The sequence below is a fragment of the Amycolatopsis sp. lyj-109 genome, assembly GCF_046548995.1.
Lineage (GTDB): Bacteria > Actinomycetota > Actinomycetes > Mycobacteriales > Pseudonocardiaceae > Amycolatopsis.
Map to the genome: position 1 here is coordinate 1 of NZ_JAJPWR010000002.1, position 18,022 is coordinate 18,022.

The following is an 18,022-nucleotide window of genomic DNA, read 5'->3' on the forward strand; positions in this document are numbered from 1 at the left end:
GCCGGGGCGGGTGGTGGGGTGGGTAATTCGGGTTCTAACCCGAATTACCACTCACGACCAGCTGCGGCAGGCCGGCGTCCAGGATTGTCCTGGCCGGCCATCTTCGGCCGCACCGAACAAAGATCTCGCCCTGCAGTACTAGGCCGCCTTGGCGGTCGCCGCGCGCATGGCGGCCAGGAGCGTGCGGACGGCCGGGTGGCCCCAAGCCCGCGACGCGACCGCGGCGTGGATCGCGCGGACCGGCTCGGGGTTGCGGATCCGGCGGACGACCACGCCGGGGTGCTGCGCGCCGACCCCGAGCCCGAGCTCCGGGATCAGCGCGACACCGATGCCGGCGGCGACGAACCCCAGGGCCGTCTGGTAGTCCTCGGACTCGACGACGACGTTGGGCGCGAAGCCGGCGGACGCGCAGGCCGTGTCCAGGATGTCGCGGCAGACGCCGGGCAGGCCGTCGACGCCGACCCACGGCTCCTCGGCGAACTCCGTCAGATCCAGCACGCGCTTGCGCGCCAGCGGGTGGGTCTTCGGCAGCACGGCCCGGTACGGGTCGTCCAGCAGGTGCACCAGCTCGACGCCCTTGCCGGGCGGGGTCTTGCGCGGGAAGACGGTGATCGCGACGTCGGCGTTGCCGGCTTCCACGTCGGTCATCGGGTCGTCGGGTTCGACGAGCTTGAGGTCGAGGCGCACGCCGGGGTGTTCGCGGCGGACCGCGGCGATCGCGGGCGGGACCAGCGACGCGCCCGCCGTGGCGAAGTAGCGGATCGAGACGCGGCCGATGCGGCCTTCCTTGAGCTCGGTCAGCGCCGCTTCGGCCTTGGCGAGCTGGGTGCTGAGCGTCTCGGCGTGCTCGGACAGCAGCGCACCCGCGGCCGTCGGCCGGACGCCGCGGCCGACGCGTTCGAGCAGTTCGGTGCCGGCTTCGCGTTCCAGGGTGGACAGCTGCTGGCTGATCGCGGACGGCGTGTAGCCGAGGTTGCGGGCCGCGGCGGTGATCGACCCGCTGGTGATGACGGCACGGAGGACCTGCATGCGGCGAACGTCGAGCATGCCCTGATCGTACAGATCGGCTTAAGTGTTCATGCAGTTAATTTCGCTTGTCCTTACTTCTGGTCCGGGTGAAGCTGGCACCGGCTGTCGAAGGAGGACCGGGGTGGGCGAGACGAAGACCCTGCTCAGGATCGGTGCGCTGGCGCTGATGTGGGGCTCGAGCTTCTTCTGGATCAAGCTGGGGTTGGGGATGTTCTCGCCGGTGCAGCTGGTGCTGGCGCGGCTGGTGCTCGGCGCCGTCCTCCTGCTCGTGCTCTGCCGCCTGCACCGGGCGCGGCTGCCCCGCGACCGCCGGACGTGGGGACACCTGGCGGTCGCCGCGTTCTTCCACAACGCGCTGCCGTTCCTGCTGTTCGCGATCGGCGAGACGACGGTCGATTCGGGCATCACCGGGGTGCTGAACTCGACGACGCCGCTGTGGGTGCTGCTCGCGGCACCGCTGATGGGGACGTCGTCGCGGATGACGGGAACGCGGCTGGCCGGCCTGGTGGCCGGCCTCGGCGGGATCCTGCTGATCTTCGCGCCGTGGCAGGCATCCGGCCTGCTGAGCTGGGGCGCGCTGGCCTGCCTCGCGGCGGCGGCGAGCTACGGCTTCGCGTTCGTCTACGAGGGCAAGTACCTGTCGTCTCCGACGTCTTCGCCGTACGCGATCTCGGCCGGGCAGATGATCCTGGCCAGCGGGATGCTGGTGCTGGCCGTGCCGGTGGGCGGGTTGACGCCGGTGCACGTCTCGACGGGGCCGCTGCTGGCGGTGCTGGTGCTGGGCATCGGCTCGACGGGGATCGCGTTCGCGCTGAACTACCAGCTGCTGGCGAGCGAGGGCGCGGTGGCGGCGTCCGTGGTCGGGTACCTGCTGCCGGTGGTGTCGGTGCTGCTGGGGGCGGTGTTCCTGGGCGAGCAGCTGCACCTGCGGGTGATCGCGGGGATGGTGGTCGTGCTCGGCGGGGTGGCGTTGACGCGGCTGCAGAAGCCGGAGCGAGTGGCCGCGGAAGGGTCGGGTGACCAGGCGGAGGGGCTTGGTGACGACACCACCGGACGCGTGCCGCGGCCACTTGCTCCCCTCGCGGACTGACGCGGTCGATCGCACAATGAACGATCTGGTTAGTTACGGCTCCGGCGGCCGATTAACGATCTAGTTCGTTAGCCAGACGGCGGCGGCGATTAACGATCTGGTTAGTTCGCGGCGGTCTGCGCTCAGACGAGGCGGCGGTCGGAGGCCCAGCGGGAGAGCTCGTAGCGGTTCGACAGCTGGGTCTTCCGCAGGACGCTCGAAACGTGCGTCTCCACCGTCTTCACCGAGATGAACAGCTCCGACGCGATCTCCTTGTACGCGTACCCCCGCGCCAGCAGCCGCAGGACGTCGCGCTCGCGGGGCGTCAGCAGGTCCAGCTCCGGGTCGTTGATCGGCGCCGAACCCGGGCGGTCGGCGAACGCGTCCAGGACGAAGCCCGCCAGGCGCGGCGAGAACACCGCGTCACCGTCCGCCACCCGGACCACCGCGCGGACCAGTTCCTTCGACGAGATCGTCTTCGTGACGTAGCCGCGTGCGCCCGCGCGGATGACCGCGATCACGTCCTCCGCCGCGTCCGAAACCGACAGGGCCAGGAACACCACGTCCGGCAGCTCCGGGCGGATCCGGCGCAGCACCTCCGCGCCGCCGCCGTCGGGCATGTGGACGTCGAGGAGCACCACCTGGGGCTTCGTGCGGGCGATGCCGGCCACCGCTTCGGCGACCGAGCCGGCCTCGCCGACCACGCGAACCTCGTCGGTGATCGAGTCGAGCTCGGTGCGCACCCCCGCGCGGAACAGCGCGTGGTCGTCGACGAGGAACACCTTGACCGGTTCACGCTGGTTGTCCGTCACGTCCTCGAGCATAGCCGCCTCACGCCGCTCCCTTACCCGCTTTCACCGGCATGGCGAGCTGCACTTCGGTGCCCTCGCCCGGCGCCGTGCGGACCTTGCAAGTGCCGCCGTGGCGGGTCATCCGGCCGCGGATCGAGTCGGCGAGGCCGTGGCGGTCGTCGGGTACGAGGTCCGGGTCGAAACCCTTGCCGCGGTCGCGCACGAACACCGTCACCGACGTCGGCTCGACCTCGGCGTAGACGCTGACCTCGTCGACGCCGGCGTGTTTGGCCGCGTTGACGATGGCCTCCCGCGCGGCCTGGACCAGCGCGACCAGCGATTCGTCCAGCTCGGCGTCGCCGACGACGACCTGGCCGACCGAGATCGCGAAGGTGTCCTCGACCTCGCCGCACGCCGTCGCGAGCGCTTCGGACAGCTGCCCGGCCGCTTCCTCGACGTTCTCGGCCGGCTTGCCGTACCCGCCTGCGCCGTAGAGCCAGCCGCGCAGCTCGCGTTCCTGGCTGCGGGCCAGCCGCGCGACCTCGCGGGGCTGCTCGCTCTGCTTCTGGATCAGCGCGAGGGTCTGCAGCACGGAGTCGTGCAGGTGGGCGGCGATCTCGGCGCGTTCGTCGGTGCGGATGCGGGCCTTGCGCTCGTCGGAGAGGTCCCGGACCAGCCGCAGCCAGAACGGCACGGTCAGCACGGCGACCCCGATCAGGGTGGCGACGACGGCGATGAGCGCGAACTGGACCTGGTCGAGACTGCCGCTGCGCAGCACGACGACGGTGATGCCGGTGATCACCAGCGCGACACCGGCGACGATCCGGATGGCGGCCGACCAGCCGCCCCCGCCGAGGAAGGCCCCGGCGAAGCCGTCCTTCGCGCCGACCTTCCAGCGGCGGCGCTGCGATTCGTCGGCCTCCCGCCAGACGACCGCGAGACCGATCATGGCGATGGCGAGCGGCACCGCGACCCAGCCGCTGATGAACCCGGTGAGCGTCCCGCTGGCGACGGCGAGGCCGACGCCCAGCGCGATCAGGCCGAACGCCTGCTGGCGTTCCTTCGGCTTCGGCGCCTCCGCGGTTTCCTCGGACTGCTGCTGGACGAACACCCAGAGGAGGCCGTAGGCGAGCAGCCCGGCGCCGTTGAGCGCGGCGAGCAACGCGAACGCCGTCCGCACCCAGAGGACCGGCACGCCGAGGTGATCGGCGAGCCCCCCGGCAACCCCGGCGATGGCCCGCCCGGACCGGCGCCGGAACATCTTGGGCGCGGCCAGGTCCGTGGCGGGCGTGATCGCCTGCTCGGCGGTGACGTGGTCGAGGGAGTCCTGCACGCCGTCCATGGTCACACGCACGGGGATGCGGTTCCATCCGGGAAACCCCTGATCCAGGGAGACGCTGCTCCGCGTCAGTGCCAGGGAGCCGGTCCGGTGCGGCCGGCCCAAGCGGCGAGACCAGGCCCGTCGAGCAGGCGGATGCCGTGGTGGGCGGCGTACTGCTGCGCCTGCTTCGTGAACGTCGAAGTGGTCACCACAGCGGCGACACGCGCGCCGTGCACCGTGAAGCAGGTACCGCCGAAGCGCTGCAGATCCGGGCCGGTGACCTTGGAGGTGCTGCCGTACCGCTTGGCCTGCAGGACGACCTTACGCCCGTCGGGAGCGTAGGCGGTGACGTCCGCCCCCAGGTCGCCTGCGCGGCCGGTGACCGTCGCCTGGGAACAGCCATCCCGCGAGCAGAGGAAGGCGAGGGCGTGCTCGAACTCGCCGGGTGCCATCGAGTGGTAGCGAGCGATCTCCTGGGACCGGGTGAACTCGAGCTGCCACGCCTGCCGCGCCTCGCGGGCCTGCTTCCGATGCCACAGCACGCTCCCGTAGATCGTCGCACCGAGCACCACGGCTCCCCCGACGAGCGAGGCGACCGGATGTGCCGCGACGAACCTCACGATCAACACCATCACGCCGGCCACTGCGATCCCGACCACGGCGCAGCCATTGGCACCGGACGGCTTCTTCCTACGGGCCATCGCAGGTTCCTCCTCCGCAGTGGATTCGGAACAAAGGTCGTCCCCGGCAGTCGTCCGTTACGCCCCCGTCCCTCTCGGGGAAACCTCAGGGAGCATCCCGGATGTCCCGCCGCCGCAGGTATCGCATGCTTCTCGGTATGAGTGGTGCGAGCGCGAAGCCGGGGGTCCTGAACGGCTTCGAGGAAACCGTCAAGGACTTCTGGATCAGCCGGCCCCGGCGGCCGCACGCCGGGCGGAAGCTGGCCGGGGTGGCCGCCGCGATCGGGCGGCGGTACGGGATCGATCCCGTCGTCGTGCGGATCGCGCTGGTGGTCACGACGATCTTCGGCGGCTTCGGTGTCCCCTTCTACCTGCTGGGGTGGCTGTTCCTGCCCGGCGAAAGCGACGAGGTCTCCGGCTTCGAAAGCCTCATCGGGCGCGGCCGGTCGTCGGTGTCGCCCGCGTTCGCCGTGGTGCTCATGGTCCTCACCGTCCTCAGCGCCGGGGGCTCGATCAGCGGCTCCTGGTTCGACGGCGGCGGGCTGATCAGCTGCGCCCTCATCGCCACCGCGCTCTACCTGCTGCACCGCAGCCGCGGCCACGAGAACCGCCCCGCGCCGGTCACCGCGCGGATGTCGTACCCGGCCTTCACCGGAAACGGAGCCTTCACCATGACCGAGACCGCCGAGGCGCCTTCGCCGGCGCGCGGCTGGGATCCCCTCGCCGCCGACCCGGCCGGCTGGGACCTTCCCGATGCCCCGCCCGCCCAGGAGCCGCGGCCCACGCCGCCGCCGTCCCACCAGGCGCCGCAGCGGCGTCCGCGGTCGAAGGTCGGCTCGGCGACGTTCGCGCTGGCCGTGCTGACCGCCGGCGCCGGGGTGCTGGCCGGCCTCAACGGCGCCACCTGGTTCGACGCGCAGCACATCGTCGGCCTGGTGCTCGGCGTGGTCGGGATCGGCCTGGTCGCCGGCGCGTTCGCCCGCGGCGGCCGCGGCCTGATCGGGCTCGCGATCCCGCTGGCGATCGCCGGGCTGGTCCTGACGACCTCCCCGTTCAAGAACTTCGACGTCCGCGGTGGCGTCGGCGACCTGAACGAGACCCCGCAGGCGGCGCTCGAACTCAAGCCGCTCTACCAGCACGCGGCGGGCGACATCCGGCTCGACCTGACCGAGCTGCCCGCCGGTGCGCCGTACTCGACGACGGTGTCCAACGGCGCGGGCGACACCACGGTCATCGTCCCGGCGAACGCGGACGTCACCTTCGACTGCCACACCGGCGCGGGCGAGGCAACGTGCTTCGGCCACTCGAACGACGGCATCAGCCAGCCGGCCCTGACCGGCACCGACAACGGCCCCGACGGCGTCGGCGGCCAGAAGATCACCCTGAAGGTTTCGAACAGCGTGGGCAACGTGGAGGTGCGGCGTGACTGACCAGAACCCTTACGCCTACGACGATCCGGCCGACACCCAGCCCGCCAAGCGCGGCGGTGTGGACGTCTTCACCCTGATCTTCGGCATCGCGACGCTGCTGGTGTCGGCGTACGTCCTCTCGGACGGCGCGAGCTGGCTGCCCTCGTTCGACTTCCGCTGGGTGATTGCCGGCGGCGCGGTGTTCGTGGGACTGATGCTGCTCACCGCGTCGTTCGGCGGCAAGCGGCGGCGCTGACCCACCGAAATCCCTCGAGGCCCCGGATCCCACGCCGGGGCCTCGAGCCTTGGCTACCGGGGACTCATTCCCACTCGATGGTGCCCGGCGGCTTGGACGTCACGTCCAGTACCACCCGGTTGACCTCCGCGACCTCGTTGGTGATGCGGGTGGAGATCCGCTCCAGGACGTCGTAGGGCAGGCGCGTCCAGTCCGCGGTCATCGCGTCCTCCGACGACACCGGCCGCAGCACCACCGGGTGCCCGTACGTCCGGCCGTCACCCTGGACACCGACGCTGCGGACGTCGGCGAGCAGCACCACCGGACACTGCCAGATGCTGCGGTCCAGCCCGGCCGCCGTCAGCTCCTCGCGGGCGATCAGGTCGGCGGTTCTAAGAATGTCGAGGCGGTGTTGGTTGACCGCGCCGATGATCCGGATGCCCAGGCCGGGGCCGGGGAACGGCTGGCGCTGCACGATCGTCTCGGGCAGCCCCAGCTCCAGGCCGACCCGGCGGACCTCGTCCTTGAACAGCAGCCGCAGCGGCTCGACCAGCTCGAACTCCAGGTCGTCCGGCAGGCCGCCGACGTTGTGGTGGCTCTTGATGTTGGCCGTGCCCTCGCCGCCGCCGGACTCGACGACGTCCGGGTAGAGCGTGCCCTGGACCAGGAACTTGTAGTCGCCCGCGGCCTTGAGGTCGCGCTCGGCCTGCTCGAACACGCGGATGAACTCGCGGCCGATGATCTTGCGCTTCTGCTCCGGGTCGGTGACGCCGGCCAGCGCGTCGAGGAAGCGTTCTCGCGCGTCGATCGTGACGAGGTTGACCCCGGTGGCGGAGACGAAGTCCTGCTCGACCTGGGTGCGCTCGCCCGCGCGCAGCAGGCCGTGGTCGACGAACACGCAGGTCAGCCGGTCGCCGATGGCCCGCTGCACCAGCGCGGCCGCGACGGCGGAGTCGACCCCACCGGACAGGCCGCAGATCGCCCGGCCGTCGCCGATCTGGTCGCTGATCCGCTGGACCTGCTCCTCGACGATCGACGACGTCGTCCACTGCGGCTCGATACCGGCGATGTCGCGCAGGAACCGGCGCAGCACCTCCTGGCCGTGCGGCGAGTGCGCGACCTCCGGGTGGTACTGGACGCCGGCGAAGCGGCGCTCGACGTCTTCGAAGCCGGCGACCTCGGCGCCGTCCGAAGACGCCGTCACGACCGCACCCTCCGGGGCCTTGGTGACGCTGTCGTTGTGGCTCATCCAGGCGGGCTGGTGCGCGGGCAGGCCGGCGTGCAGGACACCGCCGTCACCGGTGACGCGGACCTCGGTGCGCCCGAACTCGCGGACGCCGGTCGGCTCGACGACCCCGCCGAGCGCGCTGGCCAGCAGCTGGTGGCCGTAGCAGATGCCGAACATCGGCACGCCGGCTTCGGTGAGCTTCGGGTCCATGCCCGGCGCCCCTTCGGCGTACACGCTCGAAGGACCACCGGAAAGGATGATGGCCGCGGGGTTCTTCGCGAGGATCTCTTCGGTGGACGCGGTGTGCGGCACGACCTCCGAGTAGATCTGTGCCTCGCGGACGCGCCGGGCGATCAGCTGCGCGTACTGCGCCCCGAAGTCCACGACGAGAACCGGACCGGTGGGGTTGGGCACCTGGCGACCTCCTGGCGAGAAAGCGGGATTCCCCACCATCGTCCCAGGTGGGCCCGGTCACCCGGGATTCAGGGCCGTCGCTGTCCTCGATCGGGCCTACGGTGCCCGGTATGGCTGTGAACTGGACCAAGGAACTGACCGACCAGCTCGACTTCCACTGGAAGGTGCACACGCGCCCGAAGCTCGAAGGACTCACCGACGACGAGTACTTCCGGGAGCCGGTGGCGGGCTGCTGGACCGTGCGGCCGCGGAAGTCGGACGACGAACCCGGCACCGGCCCGTTCACGATCGACTTCGCCTACCCGGAGCCGTCACCGCCGCCGGTCACGACGATCGCCTGGCGGCTCGGCCACGTCCTCGTCGGCGTGCTGGGCGCGCGGATCGCGTCGCACTTCGGCGGCGCGCCGATCGGCTACGACACCTACCCGTACCCCGGGACGGCTGCCGAAGCGCTCTCGGAGCTCGACAAGCTCTACGCGCAGTGGGTCGCCGGGGTGCGGTCACTCGACGAGGAGGCGCTGGCGCGGCCGTGCGGTCCGGCCGAGGGACCGTACGGGGAGTACCCGATGGCGACGCTGGTGCTGCACATCAACCGCGAAATGATCCACCACTGCGCCGAGGTGCTCCTGCTGCGCGACCTCTACCGCGGCGGTCGTGAGTGGTAATTAGGGTTAGAACCCTAATTACCACTCACGACCGGCCGCGGGAGGAGCAGGAAGCCCAGCCGTCCTGGAAGAACATGCCCGTGACCAGGCGGTACCACTCGCCCGCGTCGATGCGCGCCGCGTCGCGGTTCATGGCGGCGTACAGCGGCGGGTGCACCAGCTGCGCGATCCCGCAGGCCAGCGTCACCGCGAAGACCGCGGCGGTCAGGTACGGCCGGCGGGGCACCGGGGCGAGGGCCGCGAACGGGTTGCGGCGTGCGATGCGCGTGGTCATGGCCGAAACCTAAGCGCGTCACCGCGGTCGCACCCCCGGAAAGGGCACTTTCACGTGAAAGTGCCGCGAAGGGTGTCGGCGCCGAGCCCGCCTTCGAGATGGCCGTCGGGGTCGTGCGCGCGGGCGGCGCGGTCAGCCGCGTCGGCGTCCCGCAGCACGAAGAGGGCCCGATCGGCCCGGCAAGGTCTTCGACCGCACGATCGGCCTCGAAGAGGTGCCCGACGGCTACCGCGCGATGGCGGACCGCGAAGCGCTGAAGGTGCTCATCAAGCCGTGACCCGTCCGGGTGGGGGTCCGGCGGCCGCGCCCCCACCCGGATTACGTTGGTACGCATGGACATGATCACCCCCGAGCCGCGCCCCGCCTGGATCGCCGGCCGCCCGGAACCGGGCGCCACCACCTTCGTCGTGCACCACCCTTACGACGGCAGCGAGGTTGCCACGGTCGCCGTGCCCGGGCCGGACCAGGTCGAACGCGCGGTGGCCGCCGCGGCCGCGGTCGCCAAGGAGTTCCGGCGCAGCCCCGCGCACCTGCGCGCGGGCGCGCTCGACCACGTCTCCCGCGTGCTCGCCGCGCGCGCCGAGGAGATCGCCGAGGTGATCACCGCCGAAAACGGCAAACCGCTCAAGTGGGCCGAAGCCGAGGTCAAGCGCGCGGTGTCGGTGTTCCGGATCGCCGCCGAGGAAGCCCGCCGCTTCACCGGCGAAGTCCAGCGCCTCGACACCGACCCCGCGGGCGAGGCGCGGCTGGCGCTGACCCGCCGCGTCCCGCGCGGGCCGGTGCTCGGCATCGCGCCGTTCAACTTCCCGCTGAACCTGGTGGCGCACAAGGTCGCGCCGTCGCTGGCGATCGGCGCGCCGATCATCGTCAAGCCCGCGCCACGGACGCCGTTGTCGGCGTTGATCCTCGGCGAAATCCTGGCCGAGACGGACCTTCCCGAAGGCGCGTTCTCCGTGCTGCCGCTGGGAAACGAGGAGACGCAGGCCCTCGTCGCCGACCCGCGGCTGCCGGTCGTGTCGTTCACCGGCTCCGGCCCGGTCGGCTGGTCGCTCAAGGACGCCGCGCCGCGCAAGCACGTCGTGCTCGAACTCGGCGGCAACGCGGCGGCCGTCGTGCTGCGCGACTGGCCCGACCCCGAGGGCGCCGCGCACCGCATCGCCACCTTCGGCAACTACCAGGCCGGCCAGTCCTGCATCGCGGTGCAGCGGGTGATCGTGGACGCCGCGGTGGCCGAAGAGTTCGTGCCCGCGCTGGTGGAAGCCGTCGAATCCCAGCGCACCGGCGACCCGTACGACCGCAACACCGACGTCGGCCCGGTCGTCGACGAAGCCGCCGCCGAGCGGATCGTCGCGTGGATCAACGAGGCCGTCGAGGCGGGTGCGAAGGTGCTCACCGGCGGCACGCGCGACGGCGCGACGGTCGCCCCGACGCTGCTCACCGACGTCCCGCCGGACACCAAGGCCTGGGCCGAGGAGATCTTCGGCCCGGTGCTCGCGGTGTCTGTTGTGGACGGTGTGGACGCGGCTTTCCGATCGGTCAACGAATCGGCGTACGGCCTGCAGGCCGGCGTCTTCACCACCGACGTCCAGCTGGCGTTCCACGCGGCGGCCGAGCTGGAGGTCGGCGGCGTGATCATCGGCGACGTCCCGTCCTACCGCGCCGACCAGATGCCCTACGGCGGGGTGAAGGGCTCCGGCGTCGGCCGCGAAGGCGTGCTCGCCGCGATGCACGACCTGACGGAGGAACGCGTCACCGTCTTCACCGGCATCGACCTGTAGTCAGCTGTTGACGCTCTGCCCGAACCGGAAGACGTTGTAGGGGTCGTACTTGCTCGCGACGTCACGCAGGCGCTTGGCGTTGTCGCCGTAGTAGGCGGTCTTCCAGTCGGGCAGGGACGGGTCGATGTAGTTGACGTACCCACCGCCCGCGCCGGCCGCGGCGAGCCCCGCGACGACGTCGCCGACCGCCTGCGTGACCTTCGCCCGGGTCTTCGCCGTCGCGGTCGCGTAGACCTGCACGCCGGCCAGCGCGTCCCGGTGCCAGAACGCGGTGGCGTCCTTGGCCGGCCCGGCCACCGCGCCGCCGAGGCTGTCGACGAGCAGGTCCATGCCCTGCTTGCCGTCGGCGACCGCGACGAACTTGGCGGCGTCGACCGGAGTGGTGATGATCCGCGACGACGCGACGAACGACTGGCGGTTCGAGCTGCCCTCGAAGTACTTCATCGCGCCGAGGTAGTCCAGGGTCTTCACCACGCGCTGCGCCGGCCGGGCCCCCGCGTTCGTGGTCAGGTTGTTGAGCAGCGTGTTCAGCCCGGCGGCGTCCCCGACGTAGCAGCCACCGACGCGGCACTGGACCGGCGAGCCACCCGAGAGCACCAGGTTCGCCCAGAGCTCCGGCGGCATCGCGGCGATCCACTGCTGCCACGCGGCGAGCACGCCGGCGCCCGACCCGGCCGGGAAGCGCAGGGAGAACACCGTCAGCTCCGGCGGCACCGGATCGGTGTCGAAGGTGAACTCGGTGACGACGCCGAAGTTGCCGCCGCCCCCGCCGCGCAGGGCCCAGAACAGGTCCGGTTCGGAGCTCGCGGACGCGGTCAGCGTCCGGCCGTCGGCCGTGACGACCTGTGCGGAGCTCAGGTGATCGCAGGTCAGGCCGTACTTGCGGGCGAGCACGCCGATGCCGCCACCGAGGGTCAGCCCGGCGATCCCGACCGTCGGGCAAGTGCCGGCGGGCAGCGCGCGCCCGGCCCGCGCGAGCCCGGCGTAGACGTCCTTCAGCTTCGCGCCGGCGCCGATCACGGCCTTGCCGCCCTGCACGTCGACCTTGTTCAGCGCGGCGACGTCGATGACCAGCCCGCCCTGGGGCACCGAGTAACCGGCGTAGCTGTGGCCGCCGCTGCGCGCGGCGATGGTGACGCGCCCGGCGGTCGCCCGGACGCAGGCCTGGACGTCCTCGACGGTGGACACGGTCGCGACGGCGACCGGGTTGTTGCCGTCGAACAACTGGTTGAAGCCGTGCCTGGCGGTGTCGTAGCCTGCTGCGCCCGGGCGCAGCAGGTTGCCGGTCAGCTTGCTGCGGAGGTCGTCCCAGTTCGGCGGGCCGGTGGGCAGCCCGGTGGCGGCCGGGGCGGACGTCGTGGGCGCCGGGGCGGTCGAGGCGACCGGGGCCGCGGGCTGCTCCGGCCCGCACGCGGCGGCGACGGCACCGGCGGCCGAGACGCCCGCGATCCGCAAGAACGCCCTCCGGGGGAGGCCGGGCCGCCCCTGGTCGTGCTCACTGTCCACAGCGGACTCCTCGGTGCCGGGAACGCCCAGTGTAGAGCGGGCGCAAGGCGTTCACCGGGCGGAGCTGACCGATCACGCCCAGGCCGGGATCCGGGGCACGGCACCGTCGAGGCCGGCGCCGTCGGAGCGCCCGCTGAGCCAGGCCAGCAGCGCCCCGGCCGACCCGCGGACGGTCGTCTTCGCGGCGGCACCCATCGTCCACTCGAACCCGTCGGCGGCCAGGCGCAGCGCCGGGAGGTGGGCACCGCGCGAGGTGATGGCGTGCTGGACGACGTCCTCGGTGAGCGGTCCGAGCAGCGCGAGCACCCGGTCGAGGTCGTAGCCGCGGTCGAGATCGGCGAGGTGGATGGTCAGTTCGGACAGCCGCATCCGCGCCACGACGGCCCCGGTGACCGGCGCCCCCTGCCGGTTGCGGGCCTCCCGCGACCAGGCGTCGTCCGGCATCGCGGCGGCGTACCGCTCGAACCGCCCGGCCGACGCGACGAAGTCGGCGAGCAGGTCCGCGGCCGCGTGCCGGGCGCCGGTTTCGATGTCCCGGTCGCGGGCCTCGGCACTCGGGTACATCGGGGTCTCGACACCGGTGTTCGCCCAGGTCAGCAGGTTCTGCAGGCCGTCGGCGTTGCGGGCCAGGTGCGCGAGGACGTGAGCGCGCGACCAGCCGGGCAACGCGCTGGGGGCGCGCAGCTCAGGCTCGCCGAGGCCGCCGATGGCCAGCGCCCATTCGTCGTCGAGCTTCCGGATGCCGTCGAGCAGTGCGTGCGCCTTCTCGGATGCCGTCACGGCCCCGAGTCTAGGAGGAGAGGTCCTAGGAGGATCGATACAGCGCGGCGGGGGCTTCGGCGGGGACGGCCGGATTCTTCGGCGCGATCGGCTCCAGCCGGGCATAGGGCGCGTCCTGCGGCGGCCGCAGGTCCTCCTCGCCCTTGTTCGGCCAGAACGAAAACGCGCGTTCCGCCTGGGCCGTGATCGTCAGGGACGGGTTCACGCCCAGGTTGGCCGTGATCGCCGCGCCGTCCACCACCGACAGGCCCGGGTAGCCGAACACGCGGTGGTACGGGTCGATCACGCCGTCCGCCGCGGTCGCCCCGATCGGGACGCCGCCGATGAAGTGCGCCGTCAGCGGGATGTCGAAGATCTCGCCCCAGGTGCCGCCCGCCAGGCCGCCGATGCGCTCGGCCGTGCGCTCGTTGGCCTCGTGGCCGGCCGGGATGAAGCTCGGGTTCGGCTCGCCGTGGCCCTGCTTGGACGTGTACTTGCGGCGGCCGAACAGCCCGCGCTTCGTGTACGTCGTGATCGAGTTGTCGAGGCTCTGCATCACCAGCAGGATCACCGTGCGCTCGCTCCAGCGGTAGCCGTTGAGCAGCTTCGCCGCCTGGACCGGGTGCTTGAGCATGAACGTGACGGCCTGCCGCCAGCGCGGCACCGGTGAGGCGCCGTCCGTCGCGATCGTCTGCAGCAGGCTCATCGCGTTGCTGCCCTTGCCGTAGCGGACCGGCTCGATGTGGGTGTTCTCGTCCGGGTGGATGGACGAGGTGATCGCGACCCCGCGGCTGAAGTTCCGGCTCTCGTCGACGTCGGTGCGGGCCGCGCCGATGATGGCTTCGGAGTTCGTCCGGGTCAGCTCGCCGAGCCGGCCCGAGAGCCCGGGCAGCGTGCCCGTGTCCTTCATCTTGTGCAGCAGGTTCTGGGTGCCCCACGTCCCCGCGGCGAAGACGACCTTCCCGGCCGTGATCGTCGTCCGGAACTTCTTCGAGGTCGTCCCGGTCTTCTTCAGGCTGACTTCGTAACCGCCGTCGATCGGCTTCACCGAAGTCACCGTGGTCAGCGGGATGACCTGCGCGCCGTCCTGCTCCGCGAGGTAGAGGTAGTTCTTGACCAGCGTGTTCTTCGCCCCGACGCGGCAGCCGGTCATGCACGAGCCGCACTCGGTGCAGCCGACGCGCTCGGGGCCGGCGCCGCCGAAGTACGGGTCGGCCGCCTTCTCCCCCGGCCTTCCGAAGTAGACGCCGACGGGCGTCGGGTGGAACGAATCGGCGACGCCCATGTCCTTCGCGACCTCGCGCATCACGACGTCCGACGGGGTGATCGTCGGGTTCGTGACGACGCCGAGCATGCGGCTCGCCTGGTCGTAGTGCGGGGCGAGCTCGGACTCCCAGTCGGTGATGTGCGCCCACTGCCGGTCGCGGTAGAACGGCTTGAGCGGCCGGTACAGCGTGTTCGCGTAGACGAGCGAGCCGCCGCCGACACCGGCGCCCGCCAGCACCATGACGTCGTTGAGCATGTGGATGCGCTGAATGCCGTAGCAGCCGACCTGCGGCGCCCACAGGTAGCGCTTGAGGTCCCACGACGTCTTCGCGAACTCGTCGTCGGCGAACCGGCGGCCGGCCTCGACGACGGCTACCCGGTAGCCCTTCTCGGTGAGCCGCAGCGCCGCGACGCTGCCGCCGAACCCCGACCCCACCACGACGACGTCGTAGTCGGGGCCACCCGCACTGGTGGTGGTGTTACTGGCAGTCACACCTGGAGCGTAACTCCGGCTCCGCGTTCTGACCAGAGGTAAGTTACTCGCCGGTCACGCTTGTCCGACGACAATAGTGGGTAACCTCCGCGGTGGTCGATGTCCACGTCGGCGAATCACCGCCGGTCGGGACACAATCGCGGGAGACACCACGATGAGCCCACGAACGCTCACCGGTTGGCGCAAGTCGAGCCACAGCCACTTCGAAGAGAACGCCTGCGTCGAGATCGGCGCCGGCCCCGGCATCGTCGGGGTGCGGGACACCAAGCACGCGGCGCCCCGCCCGATCCTCGTCTACTCCGCGGCCGCCTTCGGCGCGTTCCTCGAACACCTCACCGACGGACGGTGAGGCCCACTCGCTGGAACTCCTTGAGGTCCGAGTAGCCCGTCTTCGCCATCGCTCGGCGAAGCGCCCCGAACAGGTTCACCGCGCCTTCCGCGTCGGACGACGGCCCGAACAGCAGGGTCTTGAGGTCCACGGCGTAGTCGGGGCCGGCCGCCACGCGCGAGCGCGGCAGTGACGGGTGCGCCGCGGCCGCCGTCCAGTACAGGCCCTGACCGGGCGCGTCCGAGGCGGCGGCCAGCGGGGAGCCCAGCATGACGGCGTCCGCGCCGCACGCGATGGCCTTGGCGATGTCACCCGACACCGTCATGCCACCGTCGGCGAGCACGTGCACGTACCGGCCGCCCGTCTCGTCGAGGTAGTCGCGGCGGGCGGCCGCGGCGTCGATGATGGCGGTGGCCATCGGGACGCCGATGCCGAGGACACGGTCGGTGCTGGTGACGCCCGGCGTGTAGCCGTGGCCGACGATGACCCCGGCCGCGCCGGTGCGCATGAGGTGCATCGCGGTGCGGTAGTCGCTGACACCGCCGGCGATGACCGGGACGTCGAGGCGGCCGATGAAGTCCTTGAGGTTCAGCGGCTCGGCGTCGCGCTGGACGTGCTCGGCGGAGATGATCGTGCCCTGGACGACGAGGATCTCGACGCCGGCCGCGATCAGGTCCGGGGTCAGCTCGGCGGCGTGCTGCGGGCTGACCCGCGCGGCCACCGTGACGCCCGATTCGCGGACCGTCTTGATCGCCTCGGTCAGCAGGTCGAGCCGGATCGGCGCGGCGTGCAGCTCCTGCAGCACGCGGCCGACCGCGGTCGGGTCTTCGAGGTCCTCGGCCGCGCGGACGAGCTGGAAGATGGCGTCCTCGACGTTCGCGTGCCGCGCCCAGAGCCCTTCGGCGTTGAGCACGCCCAAGCCGCCGAGTTCGCCGACGGCGACCGCGGTGCCGGGCGAGACGATCGCGTCGGTCGGGTGCGTGACGAGCGGCAGGTCGAAGCGGTAGGCGTCGATCTGCCAGGCGGTGGACACCACCGAGGACGAGCGAGTCCGCCGTGACGGCACGATCTCGACGTCGTCGAGGTCATACGCCCGCCGCGCGGTGCGGCCCATCCCGATCTCGACCAGGTCCCGCACGTGAAGCCTCCTCCGACGACGACAATCTGCCGTGCCCCATTGTCGCTAGTCCGCGTGGGTGACCCGCGCACGGGGGTTAGAACAGCAGCAGCACCATGGGCAGTACCCCCGCCAGGAACCCGGCTACCGCGCTCAGCGTGGCCAGTGCACGCCGGTCCGCCTCCACGACAAAGATCGCCGTGAAGAACAGGGCCATGGCCGCGATCACCGCCACGAAGATGCCGATGGCGACGGGCGAATTCCCGACCTCCACCCGGTGGCCGCCGGTCTCCACGGCCTGCACCGACCGCCCGACCTCGGAGATTTCCAGGCCGACCGGCAGTCCCGGCTCCAGGTCGAGGCTCGCGTCGATCGAGCTGACCTCGAAGCGCTCGCCGGACGCCGTGCGGAGCACGAGGTCGTACAGGTGGCCGATCCGGTGGTCGTCGTGCTGGTCTCGTGCCTCGACGGTGGCTTCTTCCCGCCCGGCCGGGCCGCCCGCGTCGAGGACCCCCTGCGTCCCGACAACCAGCGCGGCCCCGGCGAAGGCCGCGCTCAGGGCCGGGATGATCAGTCTCTCGGCCACGGCTACACCCGCACGAAGACGGCGACCGGCGCCAGCAGCGAGCCCAGGGCGAGCGCCAGCCAGGTCGCCACCGGCGGATAGACGTTGAGCCGGACCGCGCCGAAGTACACCGCGCCCAGCGCCAGCAGGCTGGCGACGATCAGCAGGACCGGCCGGACCACACCCGGGCGCAGGTCGACGACGCTGCCGCCGGCGCGCAGGTACGCGATGCTCCCGTCGGCCGTGGAGATGTCGAGCGTCACCGGCTGGCCCGGTGGCAGATCCAGGCCGGGGTCCACCGCGGTGACGCGGTAGTGGCGGTCGTCGGCGGCCACCTCGATGGTGTGGCTCTCCGCGTCCTCGTTACCGCCGACCGGGAGCGCCCCGCGCGTGTGGGACACCACCTGGCCGTCGACGCGGTGGGTCGGCGCGTCCCGGCCGGCCAGCACCTGGCACATCAGGCACACCACGCCGCCGAGGAGCAGGGACACCAGGGCGACGGCCGTGAAGAACACCCTGCGCAGGACCGTCATGTGTCCTAGTGCACACCACGACCGGCACGCAAGGCGATAGGCCGATTACCGTAAGCACGCTGGGTCACGAGAACTCAGAAGGAGACCTTCTCCACGGAGTCCGAACGCAGTACCGACTCCTGCTGGAACTGCTTTTTGTAGTCGGATCGGACCTCTTCGATCTGCCGTTCGGCGTCCCGGTTCGCGAACGGGTAGAGCAGCACGATCACGTGCGTGTGCTCCCGCACGATCGAGCCGGACCCGCCGCGCCACTGGCCGCTGCCGTCGAGCCGGGTGAAGCCGTCCGGGAACGCCGGGGTGATCTCCCGGTCGGAGAACGCGGCGAACTCCCTGTCGGTCACTTCGGTGCCGTCCGGCTTGCCGGTGCCGAAGAACAGCTCGGTGCGCTTCCAGATCTCCCCCGGCGACGTCTGGGCCGCGGTCACCGGGCCCGGAGCCGCCGAGGCGGACGAAGCCGCCACCCCACCGCCGAGCCCGAGCACGGCCGCCGCTACCGCTACCGCTACCGCCATCCGTCGCGAAACCGCCATTCCGCTTCCCTCCTCGATCGTCGGAGAACTCA

General features: G+C 71.6%; 19 protein-coding genes and 1 pseudogene. 7 read left to right on the plus strand and 13 right to left on the minus strand.

Annotation, left to right across the window (positions count from 1 at the left end; genetic code table 11):
* Positions 1–138: 138 nt before the first annotated feature.
* Positions 139–1,047 (minus strand): LysR family transcriptional regulator, encoded by a 909-nt coding sequence (locus tag ACLJQF_RS03830; protein WP_410606828.1) that lies wholly within the window; start codon positions 1,045–1,047, stop codon positions 139–141.
* A 103-nt stretch (positions 1,048–1,150) separates the two neighbouring features.
* Between ACLJQF_RS03830 and ACLJQF_RS03835 the strand changes: the two genes are divergently transcribed.
* Positions 1,151–2,119, plus strand: coding sequence for a DMT family transporter (locus ACLJQF_RS03835; RefSeq protein ID WP_410606829.1), 969 nt, complete (start codon positions 1,151–1,153; stop codon positions 2,117–2,119).
* A 122-nt stretch (positions 2,120–2,241) separates the two neighbouring features.
* On the opposite strand, the gene ACLJQF_RS03840 is transcribed toward ACLJQF_RS03835, so the two are convergent.
* From ACLJQF_RS03840 to ACLJQF_RS03850, 3 genes are read right to left on the minus strand one after another with little or no spacing between them, the layout of a single operon-like run.
* A complete protein-coding gene (locus tag ACLJQF_RS03840) occupies positions 2,242–2,922 on the minus strand; it encodes a response regulator (protein WP_410606830.1) in 681 nt (226 codons plus the stop codon).
* 7 nt (positions 2,923–2,929) lie between these two features.
* Positions 2,930–4,237, minus strand: a complete 1,308-nt coding sequence (locus ACLJQF_RS03845) for a PspC domain-containing protein (RefSeq protein ID WP_410607439.1) — start codon at positions 4,235–4,237, stop codon at positions 2,930–2,932.
* A 59-nt stretch (positions 4,238–4,296) separates the two neighbouring features.
* Complete coding sequence (locus tag ACLJQF_RS03850) at positions 4,297–4,911, minus strand: restriction endonuclease (protein WP_410606831.1); 615 nt, start codon at positions 4,909–4,911, stop codon at positions 4,297–4,299.
* 137 nt (positions 4,912–5,048) lie between these two features.
* Here ACLJQF_RS03850 and ACLJQF_RS03855 point away from each other — a divergent pair, with 137 nt between their 5' ends.
* Both ACLJQF_RS03855 and ACLJQF_RS03860 read left to right on the plus strand, forming a co-directional pair.
* Complete coding sequence (locus ACLJQF_RS03855) at positions 5,049–6,320, plus strand: PspC domain-containing protein (RefSeq protein WP_410606832.1); 1,272 nt, start codon at positions 5,049–5,051, stop codon at positions 6,318–6,320.
* A complete protein-coding gene (locus ACLJQF_RS03860; RefSeq protein ID WP_410606833.1) occupies positions 6,313–6,555 on the plus strand; it encodes a hypothetical protein in 243 nt (80 codons plus the stop codon). Before ACLJQF_RS03855 ends, ACLJQF_RS03860 begins: the two co-directional genes overlap by 8 nt.
* A gap of 64 nt (positions 6,556–6,619) precedes the next feature.
* Here the strand turns inward: ACLJQF_RS03860 and guaA are convergent, their stop codons facing one another.
* The gene (guaA, locus tag ACLJQF_RS03865; RefSeq protein ID WP_410606834.1) at positions 6,620–8,176 is read right to left on the minus strand and encodes a glutamine-hydrolyzing GMP synthase; all 1,557 of its coding nucleotides are present in this window, start codon (positions 8,174–8,176) and stop codon (positions 6,620–6,622) included.
* Positions 8,177–8,286: 110 nt separating this feature from the next.
* Here guaA and ACLJQF_RS03870 point away from each other — a divergent pair, with 110 nt between their 5' ends.
* Positions 8,287–8,841 carry a DinB family protein gene (locus tag ACLJQF_RS03870; protein ID WP_410606835.1) on the plus strand — a complete coding sequence of 185 codons (555 nt, stop codon included), beginning with the start codon at positions 8,287–8,289 and terminating at the stop codon, positions 8,839–8,841.
* 25 nt (positions 8,842–8,866) lie between these two features.
* Here the strand turns inward: ACLJQF_RS03870 and ACLJQF_RS03875 are convergent, their stop codons facing one another.
* Positions 8,867–9,115: a hypothetical protein gene (locus ACLJQF_RS03875; RefSeq protein WP_410606836.1), complete on the minus strand. Its 249-nt coding sequence runs from the start codon at positions 9,113–9,115 to the stop codon at positions 8,867–8,869.
* 74 nt (positions 9,116–9,189) lie between these two features.
* Between ACLJQF_RS03875 and ACLJQF_RS03880 the strand changes: the two are divergent.
* Together ACLJQF_RS03880 and ACLJQF_RS03885 are read left to right on the plus strand one after the other, a co-directional pair.
* Positions 9,190–9,392 (plus strand): annotated as a pseudogene (locus ACLJQF_RS03880) (IMP dehydrogenase); the annotation flags it as partial.
* A gap of 55 nt (positions 9,393–9,447) precedes the next feature.
* A complete protein-coding gene (locus tag ACLJQF_RS03885; protein ID WP_410606837.1) occupies positions 9,448–10,893 on the plus strand; it encodes an aldehyde dehydrogenase family protein in 1,446 nt (481 codons plus the stop codon).
* Here ACLJQF_RS03885 and ACLJQF_RS03890 read toward each other — a convergent pair whose 3' ends face one another.
* The 3 genes from ACLJQF_RS03890 to ACLJQF_RS03900 form a co-directional block, all read right to left on the minus strand.
* On the minus strand, positions 10,894–12,399 hold the full coding sequence (locus tag ACLJQF_RS03890; protein ID WP_410606838.1) for an FAD-binding oxidoreductase: 1,506 nt from the start codon (positions 12,397–12,399) through the stop codon (positions 10,894–10,896).
* A gap of 72 nt (positions 12,400–12,471) precedes the next feature.
* Entirely contained in the window at positions 12,472–13,179 is a 708-nt protein-coding gene (locus tag ACLJQF_RS03895) for a maleylpyruvate isomerase N-terminal domain-containing protein (RefSeq protein ID WP_410606839.1), read from the minus strand.
* A 25-nt stretch (positions 13,180–13,204) separates the two neighbouring features.
* Positions 13,205–14,917: an FAD-dependent oxidoreductase gene (locus ACLJQF_RS03900; RefSeq protein WP_410606840.1), complete on the minus strand. Its 1,713-nt coding sequence runs from the start codon at positions 14,915–14,917 to the stop codon at positions 13,205–13,207.
* A gap of 154 nt (positions 14,918–15,071) precedes the next feature.
* Here ACLJQF_RS03900 and ACLJQF_RS03905 point away from each other — a divergent pair, with 154 nt between their 5' ends.
* Positions 15,072–15,266 carry a DUF397 domain-containing protein gene (locus ACLJQF_RS03905; protein WP_410606841.1) on the plus strand — a complete coding sequence of 65 codons (195 nt, stop codon included), beginning with the start codon at positions 15,072–15,074 and terminating at the stop codon, positions 15,264–15,266.
* On the opposite strand, the gene ACLJQF_RS03910 is transcribed toward ACLJQF_RS03905, so the two are convergent.
* The 4 genes from ACLJQF_RS03910 to ACLJQF_RS03925 all read right to left on the minus strand — a co-directional run bounded on the left by ACLJQF_RS03910 (position 15,250) and on the right by ACLJQF_RS03925 (position 17,990).
* Complete coding sequence (locus ACLJQF_RS03910) at positions 15,250–16,383, minus strand: GuaB3 family IMP dehydrogenase-related protein (protein ID WP_308673106.1); 1,134 nt, start codon at positions 16,381–16,383, stop codon at positions 15,250–15,252. The genes ACLJQF_RS03905 and ACLJQF_RS03910 overlap by 17 nt on opposite strands.
* 76 nt (positions 16,384–16,459) lie before the next feature.
* Positions 16,460–16,948, minus strand: coding sequence for a hypothetical protein (locus ACLJQF_RS03915; RefSeq protein WP_410606842.1), 489 nt, complete (start codon positions 16,946–16,948; stop codon positions 16,460–16,462).
* Positions 16,949–16,950: 2 nt separating this feature from the next.
* The gene (locus ACLJQF_RS03920; protein WP_410606843.1) at positions 16,951–17,460 is read right to left on the minus strand and encodes a hypothetical protein; all 510 of its coding nucleotides are present in this window, start codon (positions 17,458–17,460) and stop codon (positions 16,951–16,953) included.
* Positions 17,461–17,534: 74 nt separating this feature from the next.
* Positions 17,535–17,990: a DUF3574 domain-containing protein gene (locus tag ACLJQF_RS03925; RefSeq protein ID WP_410606844.1), complete on the minus strand. Its 456-nt coding sequence runs from the start codon at positions 17,988–17,990 to the stop codon at positions 17,535–17,537.
* Between the last annotated feature and the right edge of the window lie 32 nt (positions 17,991–18,022).